15 protein-coding genes are annotated in these 14,929 nt (G+C 54.0%); 10 read left to right on the top strand and 5 right to left on the bottom strand.

Annotated features, from left to right (window positions below; genetic code table 11):
• Nucleotides 1–5: 5 nt before the first annotated feature.
• From ACYVB2_RS06450 to ACYVB2_RS06430, 5 genes are all read right to left on the bottom strand, one after another.
• Entirely contained in the window at nt 6–587 is a 582-nt protein-coding gene (locus tag ACYVB2_RS06450) for a biotin transporter BioY (RefSeq protein WP_382430344.1), read from the bottom strand.
• 29 nt (nt 588–616) lie between these two features.
• On the bottom strand, nt 617–1,210 hold the full coding sequence (locus ACYVB2_RS06445) for an energy-coupling factor transporter transmembrane component T family protein (protein ID WP_382430346.1): 594 nt from the start codon (nt 1,208–1,210) through the stop codon (nt 617–619).
• 1 nt (nt 1,211) lies between these two features.
• Nucleotides 1,212–1,961: an energy-coupling factor ABC transporter ATP-binding protein gene (locus ACYVB2_RS06440; RefSeq protein WP_382430348.1), complete on the bottom strand. Its 750-nt coding sequence runs from the start codon at nt 1,959–1,961 to the stop codon at nt 1,212–1,214.
• 7 nt (nt 1,962–1,968) lie between these two features.
• Nucleotides 1,969–3,000, bottom strand: coding sequence for a biotin synthase BioB (gene bioB / locus ACYVB2_RS06435; RefSeq protein ID WP_382430350.1), 1,032 nt, complete (start codon nt 2,998–3,000; stop codon nt 1,969–1,971).
• A 283-nt stretch (nt 3,001–3,283) separates the two neighbouring features.
• Nucleotides 3,284–4,165, bottom strand: coding sequence for a LysR family transcriptional regulator (locus ACYVB2_RS06430; protein WP_382430352.1), 882 nt, complete (start codon nt 4,163–4,165; stop codon nt 3,284–3,286).
• Nucleotides 4,166–4,295: 130 nt separating this feature from the next.
• Here ACYVB2_RS06430 and ACYVB2_RS06425 point away from each other — a divergent pair, with 130 nt between their 5' ends.
• The 10 genes from ACYVB2_RS06425 to ACYVB2_RS06380 all read left to right on the top strand — a co-directional run bounded on the left by ACYVB2_RS06425 (nt 4,296) and on the right by ACYVB2_RS06380 (nt 14,894).
• On the top strand, nt 4,296–5,276 hold the full coding sequence (locus tag ACYVB2_RS06425) for a TerC family protein (protein ID WP_382430355.1): 981 nt from the start codon (nt 4,296–4,298) through the stop codon (nt 5,274–5,276).
• Between the two features lie 93 nt (nt 5,277–5,369).
• Nucleotides 5,370–7,088 (top strand): sensor domain-containing protein, encoded by a 1,719-nt coding sequence (locus ACYVB2_RS06420; RefSeq protein ID WP_460535766.1) that lies wholly within the window; start codon nt 5,370–5,372, stop codon nt 7,086–7,088.
• A 22-nt stretch (nt 7,089–7,110) separates the two neighbouring features.
• Nucleotides 7,111–7,524 carry a lactoylglutathione lyase gene (gloA, locus tag ACYVB2_RS06415; RefSeq protein ID WP_382430359.1) on the top strand — a complete coding sequence of 138 codons (414 nt, stop codon included), beginning with the start codon at nt 7,111–7,113 and terminating at the stop codon, nt 7,522–7,524.
• Between the two features lie 21 nt (nt 7,525–7,545).
• Nucleotides 7,546–8,193 carry a pyridoxamine 5'-phosphate oxidase gene (pdxH, locus tag ACYVB2_RS06410; protein WP_382430361.1) on the top strand — a complete coding sequence of 216 codons (648 nt, stop codon included), beginning with the start codon at nt 7,546–7,548 and terminating at the stop codon, nt 8,191–8,193.
• A gap of 27 nt (nt 8,194–8,220) precedes the next feature.
• Nucleotides 8,221–8,553, top strand: a complete 333-nt coding sequence (locus ACYVB2_RS06405; RefSeq protein WP_382430363.1) for an STAS domain-containing protein — start codon at nt 8,221–8,223, stop codon at nt 8,551–8,553.
• A 9-nt stretch (nt 8,554–8,562) separates the two neighbouring features.
• Complete coding sequence (locus ACYVB2_RS06400; RefSeq protein ID WP_382430365.1) at nt 8,563–10,716, top strand: chemotaxis protein CheA; 2,154 nt, start codon at nt 8,563–8,565, stop codon at nt 10,714–10,716.
• A 13-nt stretch (nt 10,717–10,729) separates the two neighbouring features.
• Entirely contained in the window at nt 10,730–12,382 is a 1,653-nt protein-coding gene (locus tag ACYVB2_RS06395; protein ID WP_382430367.1) for a methyl-accepting chemotaxis protein, read from the top strand.
• Complete coding sequence (locus ACYVB2_RS06390; protein ID WP_382430369.1) at nt 12,369–12,947, top strand: chemotaxis protein CheW; 579 nt, start codon at nt 12,369–12,371, stop codon at nt 12,945–12,947. The genes ACYVB2_RS06395 and ACYVB2_RS06390 overlap by 14 nt, the downstream gene beginning before the upstream one ends.
• An 18-nt stretch (nt 12,948–12,965) precedes the next feature.
• The gene (locus ACYVB2_RS06385; protein WP_382430371.1) at nt 12,966–13,829 is read left to right on the top strand and encodes a CheR family methyltransferase; all 864 of its coding nucleotides are present in this window, start codon (nt 12,966–12,968) and stop codon (nt 13,827–13,829) included.
• Between the two features lie 15 nt (nt 13,830–13,844).
• On the top strand, nt 13,845–14,894 hold the full coding sequence (locus ACYVB2_RS06380) for a site-specific integrase (RefSeq protein ID WP_382430373.1): 1,050 nt from the start codon (nt 13,845–13,847) through the stop codon (nt 14,892–14,894).
• The last annotated feature ends 35 nt before the right edge of the window (nt 14,895–14,929 follow it).

Here is a 14,929-nt window from a genome sequence, read left to right as displayed (position 1 = left end):
GGCTCTCAAGGTTGGCCCCCCAAGCGCCAGTCGGGCATGGCTTTGGACACGGTGTGCACAATCAGGCCACACAGCACGCATTTGACCAAGTCACCGGGGACAAATGCCAAATCTACCCACATGGCTTTCATGACATCCATCTGGGCGACGAGCACCAAGCCCGCAATTCCCATGAGATGCAGGACAAAAACTCCACCTACCGCAGCAGCGACAAAAGCACTGACGCCCGCTTGCCGGGGGGTGACGCATGGCAACCACCGCATGACCAACCCCGTGACCAATGCGGCCACAGGGTAACCCAGCAAATAACCGGCAGATGGTGCCATGAACACACCAATCCCCCCCCGCCCCCCTGCCAGCAGGGGCAGCCCCACCGCCACAGCCAACAGAAACAGTGCCACAGACTGAAAGCCCCGGCGGGCACCCAGTAAACAGCCCGCCAGCATGGTGGCTAAAGATTGCAGGGTAATGGGTACGCCAAAGGGCAGATCGATTTTGGGGATCAAGCCCATCACGGCCATCAAGGCAGCAAACAAAGCAATTAGAGTAAAAGAATAAGACTCATTTCGATCAAAGGTGTAGTTCATATTGTTTTTCCAAGTTCAGATCACACAATTTAGGGGCCGAGACGGAGAAAAAGCGCGTCGGCCACACGCCGAGAAGTCTGGAGCAGTTGCACAATCAACGGCGCCAGCAGGTGCCGTCCGCCAGATTGGCCTGTGCGCAAGCGGTAGGTTTGATCAAGCTTGTGCCATTGAACAAAAAAGTGCTCGGCAAAACGAAGCATCAGCGCCAGTTGCAAAGAAATCCGTTCTGGGTGCAGCCCCAGCCATTGGGCAGGGCGTAGCACCTGTTCCAGAACATCGATCAAATCACTGCTGCGGGTGGTCACGGTCAGGGCCATGCCAAGACAAGCGGCGCAAGCCAAGCGCAACGCACTGGTCACCCCAACTTCCCATTGGCCCCAGAGAGCGTGGAACCCTGCAATCAGCAGTGCAGCCAGCCCCAACGATGTCAACAAACCCCGCATGGCACGCATGGCCTGCCCGAGGCTGCACAGCAATCCCATGCAGAACAAAGCCGTAATAACCAGCGGCCCGAGTCCATCTACCCAAAAGATCCCAGAGCCTATGCAGGCGATGCACCAGAGTTTGATACCTGCCGACCAGTGGTGCAGCCAAGTGATGTGCTGGCTGTATAAGCTGCCCATATCAAGTGCTCCTTGGGCTGCTCACGCCCCATGCAGGCGCTTGTGCCTGCACGGCAGACTCGTATGCACGGCATACCTCGTCTCCCGGCCCATCCGCGCAGATACGTCCAGCGTCCAACCAAATCACCCGCTCAAAACCACGCACATGGTCTAACGCATGGGTGGACACAATCACTTGCTGCGCACAGGTGTCGATGGCGTGGGCCAACGCGATTTGGCCCGGCAAGTCCAGGCTGGCAAAAGGCTCGTCCAGTAACAAAACCTGTGGTTGGGCCAGCAACATGGCGAGCCAGCACACCCATTGCCGTTGGCCTTGGCTCAAACTGCCAATGGAGCGCGAAGCCCAGTGCTGCAACCCATAGGTTTCCAGAAAAGCATGGCTACTTTGACGTGCAGCCTTACGACCCAGACCCGACAAAGTTTGCAAGCTCAGCGCCAGCTCTTCTTCTACCGTTGGGAAAATAATTTGATCTTCAGGGTTCTGGAACATCATGCCTATCAACCGGGCGCGAGGCATCGTGGGCTTGTGGGCGTAAATGTCTTGCCCTTGCACCAGCACCTGCCCTGCATGTGGCGTTTCTAGCCCACACAGCAGCCGCAACAGACTGGTTTTGCCAGCACCGTTGTGCCCAATCAGGCCAATCCGATGCTCCTGCAGGTTGACATCCAAACCTTGAAACACCGTGCGGCCACCACGGGTCAGGCTGACAGCCTTGATGGCACAGCCCATGCAATCGTCTGTGACTAGCATGCTGCACTCAGGCCTGTACCGTGGTTTTGCAGGGCACCAGCCCGAGTTTGGACAACAGGGCGGCATCGGCCTCCACATCTGGGTTGCCCGTCACCAGCAATTTGTCGCCATAAAAAATAGAGTTGGCACCAGCCAAAAAACACAGGGCTTGCACTGCGTCTCCCAGTTGTTTTCTGCCAGCCGACAGACGTATGCGGGCTTGGGGCATCGTGATGCGACAGACCGCCACCACACGCACAAAATCGAAAGGGTCTATAGGATCACTCTCTGCGAGAGGGGTGCCTGGCACCCGCACCAGACTGTTGATTGGCACGGATTCGGGGTATGGTCGTAGGTTAGCCAGTTGTGCAATCAGCCCCGCCCGATGCACGGGCATCTCTCCCATGCCCACAATACCACCACAACAGACACGGATGCCTGCTTCGCGCACCGCAGACAAAGTGTTCAGCCGGTCTTGGTACGCACGGGTGGAGACCACCTCTTGGTAATACTCGGGGGCAGTATCCAGATTGTGGTTGTAGTAGTCCAAGCCCGCTGCTTTCAAGGCTTGTGCTTGGTGTGCCTCCAGCATGCCCAAGGTAGCACAGGCTTGCATACCGAGGCTCTTGACGGTGCGGATGAGCACTGCCATTTTCTCAATGTCTCGGTCTTTGGGCGCACGCCAAGCGGCACCCATGCAAAAGCGTGTTGCCCCTGCCTCCCGTGCGGCCAGTGCCGCCTGATGCACTTCTTCTGGGGCCATGAGTTTGTCAGCCTGCACCTCGGTATCGAATGCAGCAGACTGCGGGCAATAACCGCAGTTTTCTGGGCAGCCCCCAGTCTTCACAGATAACAAGGTGGCCAGCTCCACTTCCCCCGCCGGCCAATGGGCATGGTGTACCTGCTGCGCTTGCCACAGCAATGCATGAAATGGCAGCTCTAGCAGGGCTTGGATTTGCTCCAGTGTCCATGCCATTTCGTGTTTGCCTCCTACTGTCGGATCGCTAGGGCGATGGATATGCACTGGGCATACCTGTGGCGCTGGTACCTGCTGCGTCATGGAAATTCACCTTGAAACCGGCAGTCACATCTGCCGTGGGGCGCGATTCTATGCAGCATTTTTCAGATATGAAAAGGCCAAAGCGCAAAATAAACAGATAAAAAGAGATGGCTACAAATGAGTGCAAATTCGGCAAAAAATAACAGGAGATGGCTGTTTTTATGCTGGATTGCATGTGGGTAAGCAACACTCCAAAAGGGTTGCAACGAACATGCCGCCATTTGTCGCTAAATCACCCTTATCTCCCAATCTTGTGCTGTGAGAAGCCAGAAGATAGGCGCATTTACCCTCTGGTATGGGCCAGCAGTTGCTGCACCAAGGGGTGTTGCCGCCCCCGGCGGCCATAAATGGCGTGGATTTCTTCATGGATGTCTTCACAACGGCCCAATAGCAGCAAACCGGGCATCAGGCCAACATCATCAGCACCAAAACGGCTGACAGGAAAAACACCCAAGCCGCGTGCTGCAAATACTGTCATGAGGGCGCTGTCTTCAAATTCCCCAACCACCTGGGGCCGCAGGCCTTGCTCCTCAAACCAGCGATCCAAGCTGCTGCGTAGCACCGAATGGGCAGTGGGCAAGAGCACCGGCACCTGCTCCAACAGGGCCGGAAATTGGGTGGTGTCGCAGGTTTGCACCAAGCTGGCAGGGCCATACCAATCCACGGGGGATGACACCAGGCGCTCACTGCTCAAGCGCAGGTTGGGGTTGGGGGGGGCTGCCTGTCCGGCCAATACCACATCAAGGTGGTGCTGGGCCAATTCACTTTGCAACTGTTCAAACTCGCCCTCATGGCACAACAGCCGCAACGCACCTGTGCGCAGCACGGGCCATAGCAGGGCATGGGCTGCCAGTTTAGAAATCCCATCGGACAGCCCCACAGCCAGCCTAATCGTGGAGCCGGAGCTGGTTTGGCGCACCTCGTCTTCTAGCCGCTGACCAATCTGAAAAATTTCTTCTGCCCGAGCAAAGACGGCCTTGCCCGCCTCTGTCAAGGCCACGCCACGACCCGCAGGTTTTAACAGTTGCTGCCCCAGCGATTTTTCCAATTCACGCACTTGCACGCTGATGGTTTGGATAGCCATATCCAGCCGTTCGGCAGCACGGGCAAATCCCCCTTCCTTGGCAACGATCCAGAAGTAATGCAGATGGCGATAGTTGAGCATAAGACACTTCGTTTTTTACGAACTAAAAATAAACTTATATCTGATTTATTAGAAATAAGAACACCTGAATAATCCGCCAGCGTTAGGTTTTTTCTCTCTTCAACCCAAAAGTTCAACAAGGAACAACACAATGGAAACCATCGGTACTTGGTGGATGTGGGCGGGGTTCTTCACCATCGTCCTTGTGATGCTGGCCATCGACCTGTTTGTGGTCGGTGGTGGCAAACAGCACCGCGTCTCTTTTAAAGAGGCGGCAACTTGGTCTGGCATCTGGGTGAGCGTCTCCATGCTCTTTGCCGCACTTTTGTGGTGGTACCTTGACAGCACCGCAGGGCGCGAGATTGCCAACGAGAAGGCACTGGCGTTTGTGACCGGCTACCTGATAGAAAAATCACTGGCAGTCGATAACGTCTTTGTCTGGCTGATGCTGTTTAGCTTCTTTGCTATCCCGCTGGAATTGCAAAAGCGGGTGCTGGTCTTGGGTGTACTCGGGGCCATCGTCTTGCGCACGATCATGATCTTTGCCGGTGTTTGGCTGATCACGCAATTCCATTGGTTGCTCTATGTGTTTGGCGCTTTTCTGCTGGTCACAGGCATCAAGATGTGGTGGTTTGCGGACAAGGAGCCCGACTTGGCTAGCAACCCCGTCATCCGCTGGATTCGTCGGCACATGAAGGTGACGGACGAGCTGCACGGCGAGCGATTCTTTGTTCAGAAGCAAGTCTGTGGCCCGCATGGTGATGTGCGCTGGGTACGTTATGTCACGCCGTTGTTTTTGGTGCTGGTGCTGGTGGAGATCAGTGACATCATCTTTGCGGTGGACTCCATTCCCGCCATTTTCGCCATCACGACCGACCCGTTTATCGTGTTGACCTCCAATGTGTTTGCCATCTTGGGTTTGCGCGCCATGTATTTCTTGCTGGCTGACATGGCAGATCGCTTCTCGTTGCTCAAGTACGGGTTGGCCATGGTGCTGATGTTCATTGGTGTGAAGATGATGCTGATGGATCTGTACAAGATTCCAGTCGGTGTGTCGCTGGGCGTGGTGGCAGCCATCATCGGTACATCGGTGGTACTGTCACTGAAAAAGGATGCCCATTCCTCCCATTGAGGTCTGTGGTGTGCGGGGGAGCGTATTTCGCTTCCCCGTGATGTGTAAATATATGTACCATCCTCTACAAGCACCCTGTTGAGGAGCCAGTACATGACTTTGGAGACACCCCTTTCTGCTGCTGAATTGCGTCGCTTGGGGTTGGCCATTTTGACCGACCGCATCGAGATGGCAGCGTTTATCAAAGACAGCCACGGCCGCTATGTCTGGATGAACCCTTATGGTTTGCGGTTGTTTGAAACCGGCCTTGACGCGTTGGTAGGGCGTTCACTGTCGGACTTTATTGGCACCGCACAAGCAGAAGCCATGACGGTGGCTGAACAACAGGTGTTGCGTTTAGGAAAACCCGATCAGCGGGTGGAGCACATGGTGCTGCGGGCATCCGATGAGCGGCGCAGTTTTCGTACGGTGCGTATTCCCATACAGCATGCGCAAAGAGTGGTGGGGTTGTGTGGTTATTCGCAAGAGATCACTGGTCACCTGGCCGATGCGGCCAGCTTGTTGGACAGTAAAAGTTTGCTCGACAACATCCTGAACCACCTACCGGCCCTGATCTATATTAAAGACTGGCATGGGGCTTATCTCTATGCCAACCAAATGACACTCCAAGACTTGGGGCATTCGCTGGGTGAAGTCATTGGCAAAACCGATTTTGATCTGGTGGATGTGGCCAGTGCCCAAAGGTTTAGGGCTATGGATGAGGAAGTGCTCACGAGCCGCCAGAGCCTAGAGCGCGAAGAGACCTTGCGCACCAACAATGGCTTGCACAAGCATTACCTGTCGTTCAAGTTGCCCTTAGAGTTGGATGAAAAGAAACCTTTGTTGTTGGGATTTTCGACAGAAATCACCAACATCAAGCGCACCCAAGAAGCATTGGCGCAATCTGAGGCCAGATTCAGGGCTTTGTTTGAAGCCAGCAGTGAAGCCGTTATTTTGATGACGCCCGAACGCTTCATCGATTGCAATCCTGCGGCTTTGCGTCTCTTTGGGCTGCCCGGCAAAGAAGAGTTTTTGGGTTTTACACCAGCCGATTTGGCCCCAGAGAAGCAGGCCTGTGGCACCCCTTCACAAGAGCGGGCCATGCAAATCATTGCCGAAACCGTTGCGCAGCGCAGCTATCGCACGGAAATCATCATTCAACGTTGGGATACGGCGGAACAGATTCCGGTAGAGATTGTGGCGACTGCTTTGGACATTGACCATGAACTGCTGTTGATGGTGACATTGCGGGATTTTTCTGAACACCGCAAGCAGATCGCACTAATAGAACGCATGGCGCTATACGACCCGCTGACCGATTTACCCAACCGCAAACTGTTAAAAGACCGAATGCAGGTAGCCATTGCTGCCTTGCAACGTCAGCACCGCCATGCTGCCTTGATGTTTCTGGATTTAGACAATTTCAAACCACTGAACGACCGTTATGGGCATCAAGCGGGTGATCTGTTGCTGCGGGAGGTGGGCAGTCGGCTCAAGCGCCATTTGCGTGCTGAAGACACGGTGGCCCGTCAAGGGGGAGACGAATTCATTGTGCTGCTGGTAGATTTGGATGAATCACGGTTGCGAGCAGAACTGCATGCACTCAAGGTGGCTGAGAAACTGCGCCATGAATTGCAATATCCCTACTCCATCGAATTGCAGCCGGGGCGGGTGGTAGAACACCATTGCAGTTGTAGCGTGGGCGTGACGGTGTTTGGCCCTGGAGAAACCAGCATCGATGATGTGCTGCAACGTGCAGACCATGCCATGTATCGGGCAAAAGCCAAAGGACGCAACTGCGTTCGCCTGAGCTTGCCATCGTTTCGCTCCTGAGATGGGGGCACAATTGCTAACTATGCGAGTTCTACATACCATGCTGCGCGTTGGTGATCTTCAACGCTCCATCGACTTCTACACCCAAGTATTGGGCATGCAATTGTTGCGTACCTCCGAGAACCCCGAATACCAGTATTCACTGGCTTTTCTGGGCTTTGAAGGCGGCAACCCTGCGCAAGCCGAGATTGAACTGACCTATAACTGGGGCACCGACCATTACGACCACGGCAATGCCTATGGTCATATAGCCATCGGTGTGTCTGACGCCTATGCCGCTTGCGAAAAAATCCGGGCTGCCGGTGGCAATGTCACCCGTGAAGCTGGCCCCGTGAAGGGAGGCAGTACGGTGATCGCCTTCGTTACCGACCCTGATGGCTATAAGATTGAATTGATCCAACGGGCAGATGTGGCCGCTGGTGTGGGTTTGCGTTGATTATTGCTTGGGGATATTGCCATGACCAGCCCTTCCTCAGCGATTGCCAGCTTGCGCAAAAGCTACGAACGTGCCGAACTCAACGAAGAGGCCTCCCATGCCAATCCGCTCGACCAGTTTGCCCATTGGTTGCAAGAGGCCATCCAAGGAGAACTGCCCGAACCCAATGCCATGACGGTGGCCACAGTGGGTAGTGATTTGCGCCCTAGCACCAGGGTGGTGTTGATCAAGGGCTACGACGAGCGCGGTATCGTCTGGTACACCAACTATGACAGCCGCAAAGGCCGAGAGCTGGCGGGCAACCCCTATGCGGCACTGCAATTCCATTGGGTGGAACTGGAGCGTGTAGTGCGTATTGAAGGGGTGATGGAAAAAGTCAGTCCGGCTGAGAGCGACGAGTATTTTCACAGTCGCCCGTTGGATTCACGCATTGGTGCCTGGGCCAGCCCACAAAGCCAGGTTATTGCCGGGCGCAGTGTATTGGTGGCCAATGCTGCCAAGCACGCCGCTCAATTTCTATTGCAGCCGCCCCGCCCTCCCCACTGGGGTGGCTACCGGCTTCGGCCTGAGCAATGGGAATTTTGGCAAGGCCGTAAGAGCCGGTTGCACGATCGTCTGCGCTACCGCCAAGATCAGGGCATGTGGTTGCGTGAGCGTTTGGCCCCTTAAAACTTACTTTTCCTCAAGGGATGTCGTATGGAAGTCATTCAGGAACAATCGGGAGACAAATGCTGTCTGCATCTGCGTGGTGACTGCAATATCTACCACGCAGCCGAGTTGCGAACCGTGTTGATGGAAGCCTTACGCACCCCGGTCTCATTCGATGTCGATCTATCGGGTGTGACCGAAATAGATACTGCTGGCATACAGGTATTGATGGCCGCCAAAAACCATGCGCGTGCGCATGGGGTGGAATTGCGCTTACTGGGCCACAGCCCGCCCGTGCTGGAGTTGATCGAAATCTACGATCTGGCCGCTTGGCTGGGTGATCCCTTGATCGTTGCGGCAGCGCCTAACCACCCGGCATAAAGGCAAGTCATGGATTTGAACGACGCACTGCAAACCTTTTTTGATGAGAGCCGTGGCCTGCTGACCGATATGGAAGCGGCATTGATTTATCTGGAGCAAACCCCCAATGATCCAGAAGCGATCAATGCGGTTTTTCGTGCTGCCCATACCATCAAAGGGGCGGCAGGCCTGTTTGGCCTTGATGACATCGTGCTCTTCACACACCATCTAGAAACTTTGTTGGTGCTGGTGCGCGAAGGGTCGCTGGATTTGAACAGCGACCTGATCGGCCTGTTGTTGCAAAGTGGTGACCATGTAGGGCATTTGCTCGATGCGATGGAAGCGGGCGGTTTACGCAACGACTCCTTGATTCATAAAGAGCAGCAGTTGTTGGCACAGTTGCAACAGGCCTCTGGCAGCGTGGGCGGAGCGGTGCAGGTAGCCTCTTTACCCAAAGTGGATTTCAGCAACCCTGAAAGCCTGAATAGCGATGAGTTATGGCATCTGTCTTTGCGGTTTTCTGCTGGTGTGATGCAAGAGGGCTTTGAGCCAGCGTCTTTTATCTACCACCTGCGCACGTTGGGGCGCATCGTACAGATCAGCACCTTGACCCACGCGCTGCCCGCGCTGAGCGAAATCGAACCAGAAAACTGCTACTTGGGCTTTGAAATTCGTTTTGCCAGCCATGCCAGCAAAAGCGAGATTGAGGGAATTTTCGAGTTTGTGAGCCAAGACTGCGAACTGCGCATTCTGCCCCCTGACAGTCGATTAGAAGATTATTTACGCCTGATTGACGAGTTGCCAGCCGACCGGATGCGGTTGGGCGAGATTTTGCTGGCTTGTGGCGCTGTGACCGAGCATGAGTTGCAACGCGCCTTGCACGAACAAGCCCAAGAGCCTGGGGAGGAGCGGCACCCACTGGGCGAAATTCTGATTGAGGAACAAGCGGTACAGCCTGAATTGGTGCAAGGGGCCATTGGACGGCAAACCGAGTTGCGCCAGCGCCAAGCACAAGAAGCTAAGCTGATTCGTGTGCATTCAGACAAACTCGATGCCCTGATTAACCGGGTGGCTGAACTGATCATTGCCAGCTCGGCAGTAGGGGTGCTAGCCCGGCACAACAAAGACCGGGCCATGCGCGAGGCCGCCTCTATGGTCTCACGCTTGACAGAGCAAGTGCGCGATGGTGCCATGATGCTGCGCATGGTGGAAATAGGCGAGACCTTTAATCGGTTCAAACGCTTGGTACGCGATGTGTCGAAAGAAACGGGCAAAGAGATTGAGCTGCACATTGGTGGTGCCGACACCGAGTTAGACAAAATCCTGGTCGATAAAATTGCCGATCCATTGACGCATCTGGTGCGCAATGCGATTGATCATGGCATTGAGCCTCCGGCCTTGCGTTTGCAACGCGGCAAACCTGCTGCGGGTCGGCTAGAGTTGCGGGCCTACCACGAGGCCGGGATGATTGTGATTGAGGTCTGTGATGACGGTGCAGGTCTTAACCGTGAACGCATTGTGGCCAAAGCCATACAAAAAGGCTTGGTTGCCGCCGATGTAGAACTGACTGATGCCCAAGTGTGGGAAATGATTTTTGAGCCGGGGTTCTCTACGGCAGAACAGGTCAGTAACCTGTCTGGGCGCGGTGTGGGTATGGATGTAGTGAAACGCAACATCGAAGCCTTGCGCGGTAGCATCGACATAGAAAACCGGACTGGGCATGGTGCCAGCTTTCGTATCCGACTGCCATTGACGTTAGCTATTATTGACGGGTTTTTGATGTCGGTCAGTGATTCACATTATGTGGTGCCACTCGATGCCGTGATTGAGTGTATTCAACTCACACCAGATGCCAAAAATTATGTCAGTTTGCGGGGGGAAGTGCTGCCCCTGCTGCGTTTACGACAGCACTTTAACCTGGAAAAACGTGATTTGCGCCGTGAGAATGTGATTGTGGTGCAAGTGGGTGGACGAAAAATGGGGCTGGTCGTGGATCAGCTCAAGGGAGAGTTGCAGGCGGTTATCAAGCCACTGGGGCCGCTGATTGATGGTCTGCCCGGCATTTCTGGGTCGGCTGTGCTTGGTACGGGCGAAGTGGCGCTGATGCTGGATATACAGGAGCTGATCAATCAGGCCTCTTATACGGCTATTGATCATGCCAAAATAGCAATTACAATGCATTAAGAGAGGGGTTTTCATGTTGAATAATCTACGTATTGGCCTGCGCATGGGCTTGGGATTTTTGTCGGTCATTATTGCTACCATGTCTATGGTAGTGCTATTGCTGATAGAGCTCTCTAACTTTAACAGCAGTATGCAGACGCTGTCTGACCGCCGTTTTCCTAACGTGGTCTATTCCAACATGTTGATCGATGGCCTCAATGGCGCAAACATATCGATGCGCAATATGCTTTTATCGCAGGATGATAACACCACAAAAAAAGAACTGGAGCGTATTGCAGGCATTCGGCAGAAGTTTACAGAAACCGTTGCATATTTAGATAAGAGCATTCAATCTGAAGAAGGCAAGCGATTGTTGGCGCGTATCAAGGAAAATAGAGTTCAATACGGTGCCAATCTGGAAAAATTCTTAAAGCTGGTTGCAAGCAACGAGAAGGAGGCTGCCAGGGCACTTTTACTGGGTGAACTGGATGCAGCCCTGACACCCTATCAAGCCTCAGTGGAGGAAATGATTGTTTTTCAGAGCAAGTTGGTAGAAAAGGCAGGAGATGAGGCCAATAACCAATTCCATGCCACAGAAAAATTGATGATTGGGTTGGCCTGTGGCACGGTTTTGCTGGCGCTGCTGGCCGCATTCTTGGTCACACGCAGTGTGACCAAGCCCATCGCCCAAGCTACCCAAGTGGCTGGTTTGCTGGCTGAAGGAGACTTGAGGGTCAAAATTGAAGTGCAGGGCCGTGATGAAGTCGCTCAACTGCTGGAGGCTATGCGCAACATGGCTGATAAGCTGTCGCAAATCATTACCGATGTGCGTGCCGCCTCTGACAATCTGTCCAGTGCTTCAGAAGAAATCTCTGCAACAGCCCAATCGCTGTCGCAAGGTGCTACAGAGCAGGCAGCTAGTGTAGAAGAAATTTCTTCTACGTTGGATGAGGCCAGTGCCTCGGTACAACAAAACTCCGAAAATGCCCGTGTGACAGATGATATGGCTACCCAAGCAGCCCAAGATGCGGGCCAAGGTGGGGATGCTGTGAAGCTCACGGTGCAAGCCATGAAAAGTATTGCCAGCAAAATTGGCATTATTGATGATATTGCCTACCAAACCAATTTGTTGGCCCTGAATGCAGCTATTGAGGCCGCACGGGCTGGCGAGCATGGCAAGGGGTTTGCTGTGGTGGCCGATGAAGTGCGTAAACTGGCCGAACGTAGCCAAGAAGCCGCCCAAGAGATTGGCGAACTCGCTAGCAGTTCGGTCGATCAGGCAGAGCGGGCGGGCAAGTTGTTGGAAGAAATGGTGCCTGCCATTCGCAAAACTTCGGATCTGGTCAAAGAAATCGCCGCCGCCAGTGAAGAGCAAAGCAGTGGCGTGGGACAAATCAATGCGGCGGTGGGGCAGCTGAACCAAACAACCCAGCAGAGTGCTTCTGCCAGCGAGGAGTTGGCTGCCACCTCTGAAGAAATGAGCTCTCAGGCAGAGCAATTGCAACAGTTGATGGCTTTTTTCAAACTCCACGCTCATGAGGTTGGCATGGCCACCAAGCCCCCAGCAGACTATCCTCCGACAAAACCGCCAGTCAAATTTGGCGCTAACAAACCCATGCAAACCATGTCCGCACGCCGCAATACTGCCGCCAAGGGCGCGCCAGGGGCTGATTTTGTCCGCTTCTGACCCCTTGGCATTGGTCGCAGGCACCACACCGGCAGTGCCGAGCCGCAACGCAGCCTTGGCACTGGGGCATGGTGCCCCTCCTCCTAAAAAACACCTGGGCTTTACGCTCAATGGCGAAATCTATGCCATTGCCATTGAACAAATCAAGGAAATCATTGGTTTTCGCCCTATGACCACGGTACCTATGATGCCTGCTTATTTGCGCGGCATTATCAATTTACGTGGCATGGTGGTGCCCGTGATTGATTTGGCGCGGCGCTTTGGTCAGGATCCTACCCCGGTAGGTAAACGCAGCTGCATTGTGATTTTAGAGATTCCTCTTTATCCAGAAATGCCAGAGCAGCGCCATACCATGGGATTGGTAGTGGATATGGTCAATGCGGTATTAGATATTTCTCCCGCCGTTATTGAGCCTGCCCCTAGTTTTGGAATCAATATACGACCTGATTTTTTGCATGGAATGGCAAAAATCAAGGATAAATTTGTTCTGCTGTTAAATATCCAGCGCGTTATTATGTTGGAAGAATTGAATGCCCTGCGCTCCCTTGCCAGAAAAGATGTTTAATTTTGGGGCCATCGTGGCATGTCGATAAAATACACGAAATGGGATGGGGTCAATGCACCTGCGGGCTTGATGCTGTCAGACCACGATTTCAACCAATTTAGGCACTGGATTTTTGATATTTCTGGTATTTCGATGGGGCCGAGCAAAAAGGCACTGGTGGCAGGAAGGTTGGCACGCCGGGTGCAGCACCACGGTTTGCGCAGCTTTCATGCTTATTTTGAGCACTTGCACCGTGATGCTGCCGAACACCAGATCGCTATTGATTTATTGACCACCAACGAGACCCATTTTTTTCGGGAGCCACGGCATTTTGAGTTGCTGCGTGATGTGGTGTTGCCTGCCCATACTGGCCCCCATCCATTGCGCATTTGGAGTGCAGCATCCTCTACTGGGCAAGAGGCCTACAGTATTGCCATGTTGCTGTCCCATGTGCTGGGGCAAGAGGCTTGGGAAGTGCTGGGTTCTGATTTATCTACCAGAGTGCTAGACCAAGCCTGCTCTGCTTTATATGATATGTCGATGGCCCGTGAGATACCCGATGTTTTTTTGCGCAATTTTTGCCTCAAAGGGGTTGGTTCACAAGCTGGTCGTTTCTTGATTTCTCCCGAAGTAACGGCGCGGGTGCGATTTGCCCAAGTCAATCTGAACCAAGAATTGCCCAATGTAGGGGATTTTGATGTCATCTTCTTACGCAATGTGTTGATTTACTTCAATGAAGACACCAAACGTGGCGTGATCGACCGCCTACAAAAAAAACTCCGGCCTGGCGGCTGGTTTTTTGTGGGTCATTCCGAAAGTCTCAATGGCGTCCACCCGGCACTAGAATCTCATGGTTATTCGGTTTACCGCAAACGTGTTTCATCCACAGCATCTAGGGCCTGAGAGGCACCCCTGCCCATGAGCAGTACGCACCACCATTTTCCTACGGGTTCTGCGGTATTTTTGCAATGGTTACAGGCAGAAAGCAGCAAGCCTTCGCGCCGCCTAGGCTCCAATCCTTTGGGGGTGTATCAAGATATTTGGAATGCTTGGTTGGAAAGTCTGCAATCCCCAACCCCGGATGATTGGACTTCTTCACCTTCCCCGTCTTTGCTGCCTGCGGTTGAATGGCACCAGGCACAGAGCGAGGATGTCGCTCGTTTTTTGCGTATCCGGGCAGGCCAACGGGCGCACCACCAGCCAGATCGGCAACTGAGCGAAGTGACTCGCCGACGTTATTGGCGGGTCTTGGATCGGGTGTATGCTTATGCCGTTCAACAAGGCTGGTTGGACACCAGTCCTGTGACGCAATTGCCCAGGGCCGATCGTCCTAAAGCGGTAGATCAGTTGGGCCATTGTCTGCCCCCTGTGCTGTGGGCGCAATTGCCACAGCATTTTCCTGCCAGCCATGGTTTGCAAGGTGCCAGAGACCGGGCTATTTTGCTGCTGCTTTACGAGCTGGCACTGGCTCCAGAAGAAGTGCGTACCCTGACCGATGACAGCCTGCTGGATGCAAACCGGGTGCCATGGCACTTGATGTCAGAGTCTCCGCCCGCAGCTTTACGCATTGATGGCGCTCGCAAGGCGCAACAGCGTATCTTGGCGTTGACACCCCATTTGGGCACGGCGTTGGCCGACTGGTTGCGTTATCGCCATGCCCACGATCCCGAACTGGCCGGATTGATTTTCCACTCCCGTAAGGGTGGGCGTCCGCTGTCTATTCGGGCTCTGTTCCATGTGGCATCTAAAGTGATTCATGAGGCCCATGCTGCTCAGTCGGTAGCACAGCAAACCTACCCTTTGCAAAGGGTGGGGCCACAGGTGATGCGCAACACGGCTGTGGTGAGTTGGCTACGCACAGGTGTGGCAGAGGCCGAAGTAGCACGCCGTATTGGCGTAGATGGCGTGCGGGCTTTAGACCATTTACGCCATCAATGGATGCAGCCACACACGATGTCAGCCCCATGATGCCTCTGCACGGGCACAATTGGCTCCCCCACTGT

The organism is Giesbergeria giesbergeri (assembly GCF_054779375.1).
Note: the sequence above shows the minus strand (reverse complement) of the source record. Positions and strands in the feature narration are given on the sequence as shown.

Excerpts from the sequence above, each read along its gene's own strand:
- ACYVB2_RS06450 (WP_382430344.1), bottom strand. The coding sequence starts at position 587 with ATGAACTACACCTTTGATCGAAATGAGTCTTATTCTTTTACTCTAATT.
- ACYVB2_RS06445 (WP_382430346.1), bottom strand. The coding sequence starts at position 1,210 with ATGGGCAGCTTATACAGCCAGCACATCACTTGGCTGCACCACTGGTCG.
- ACYVB2_RS06440 (WP_382430348.1), bottom strand. The coding sequence starts at position 1,961 with ATGCTAGTCACAGACGATTGCATGGGCTGTGCCATCAAGGCTGTCAGC.
- bioB (WP_382430350.1), bottom strand. The coding sequence starts at position 3,000 with ATGACGCAGCAGGTACCAGCGCCACAGGTATGCCCAGTGCATATCCAT.
- ACYVB2_RS06430 (WP_382430352.1), bottom strand. The coding sequence starts at position 4,165 with ATGCTCAACTATCGCCATCTGCATTACTTCTGGATCGTTGCCAAGGAA.
- ACYVB2_RS06425 (WP_382430355.1), top strand. The coding sequence starts at position 4,296 with ATGGAAACCATCGGTACTTGGTGGATGTGGGCGGGGTTCTTCACCATC.
- ACYVB2_RS06420 (WP_460535766.1), top strand. The coding sequence starts at position 5,370 with ATGACTTTGGAGACACCCCTTTCTGCTGCTGAATTGCGTCGCTTGGGG.
- gloA (WP_382430359.1), top strand. The coding sequence starts at position 7,111 with ATGCGAGTTCTACATACCATGCTGCGCGTTGGTGATCTTCAACGCTCC.
- pdxH (WP_382430361.1), top strand. The coding sequence starts at position 7,546 with ATGACCAGCCCTTCCTCAGCGATTGCCAGCTTGCGCAAAAGCTACGAA.
- ACYVB2_RS06405 (WP_382430363.1), top strand. The coding sequence starts at position 8,221 with ATGGAAGTCATTCAGGAACAATCGGGAGACAAATGCTGTCTGCATCTG.
- ACYVB2_RS06400 (WP_382430365.1), top strand. The coding sequence starts at position 8,563 with ATGGATTTGAACGACGCACTGCAAACCTTTTTTGATGAGAGCCGTGGC.
- ACYVB2_RS06395 (WP_382430367.1), top strand. The coding sequence starts at position 10,730 with ATGTTGAATAATCTACGTATTGGCCTGCGCATGGGCTTGGGATTTTTG.
- ACYVB2_RS06385 (WP_382430371.1), top strand. The coding sequence starts at position 12,966 with ATGTCGATAAAATACACGAAATGGGATGGGGTCAATGCACCTGCGGGC.
- ACYVB2_RS06380 (WP_382430373.1), top strand. The coding sequence starts at position 13,845 with ATGAGCAGTACGCACCACCATTTTCCTACGGGTTCTGCGGTATTTTTG.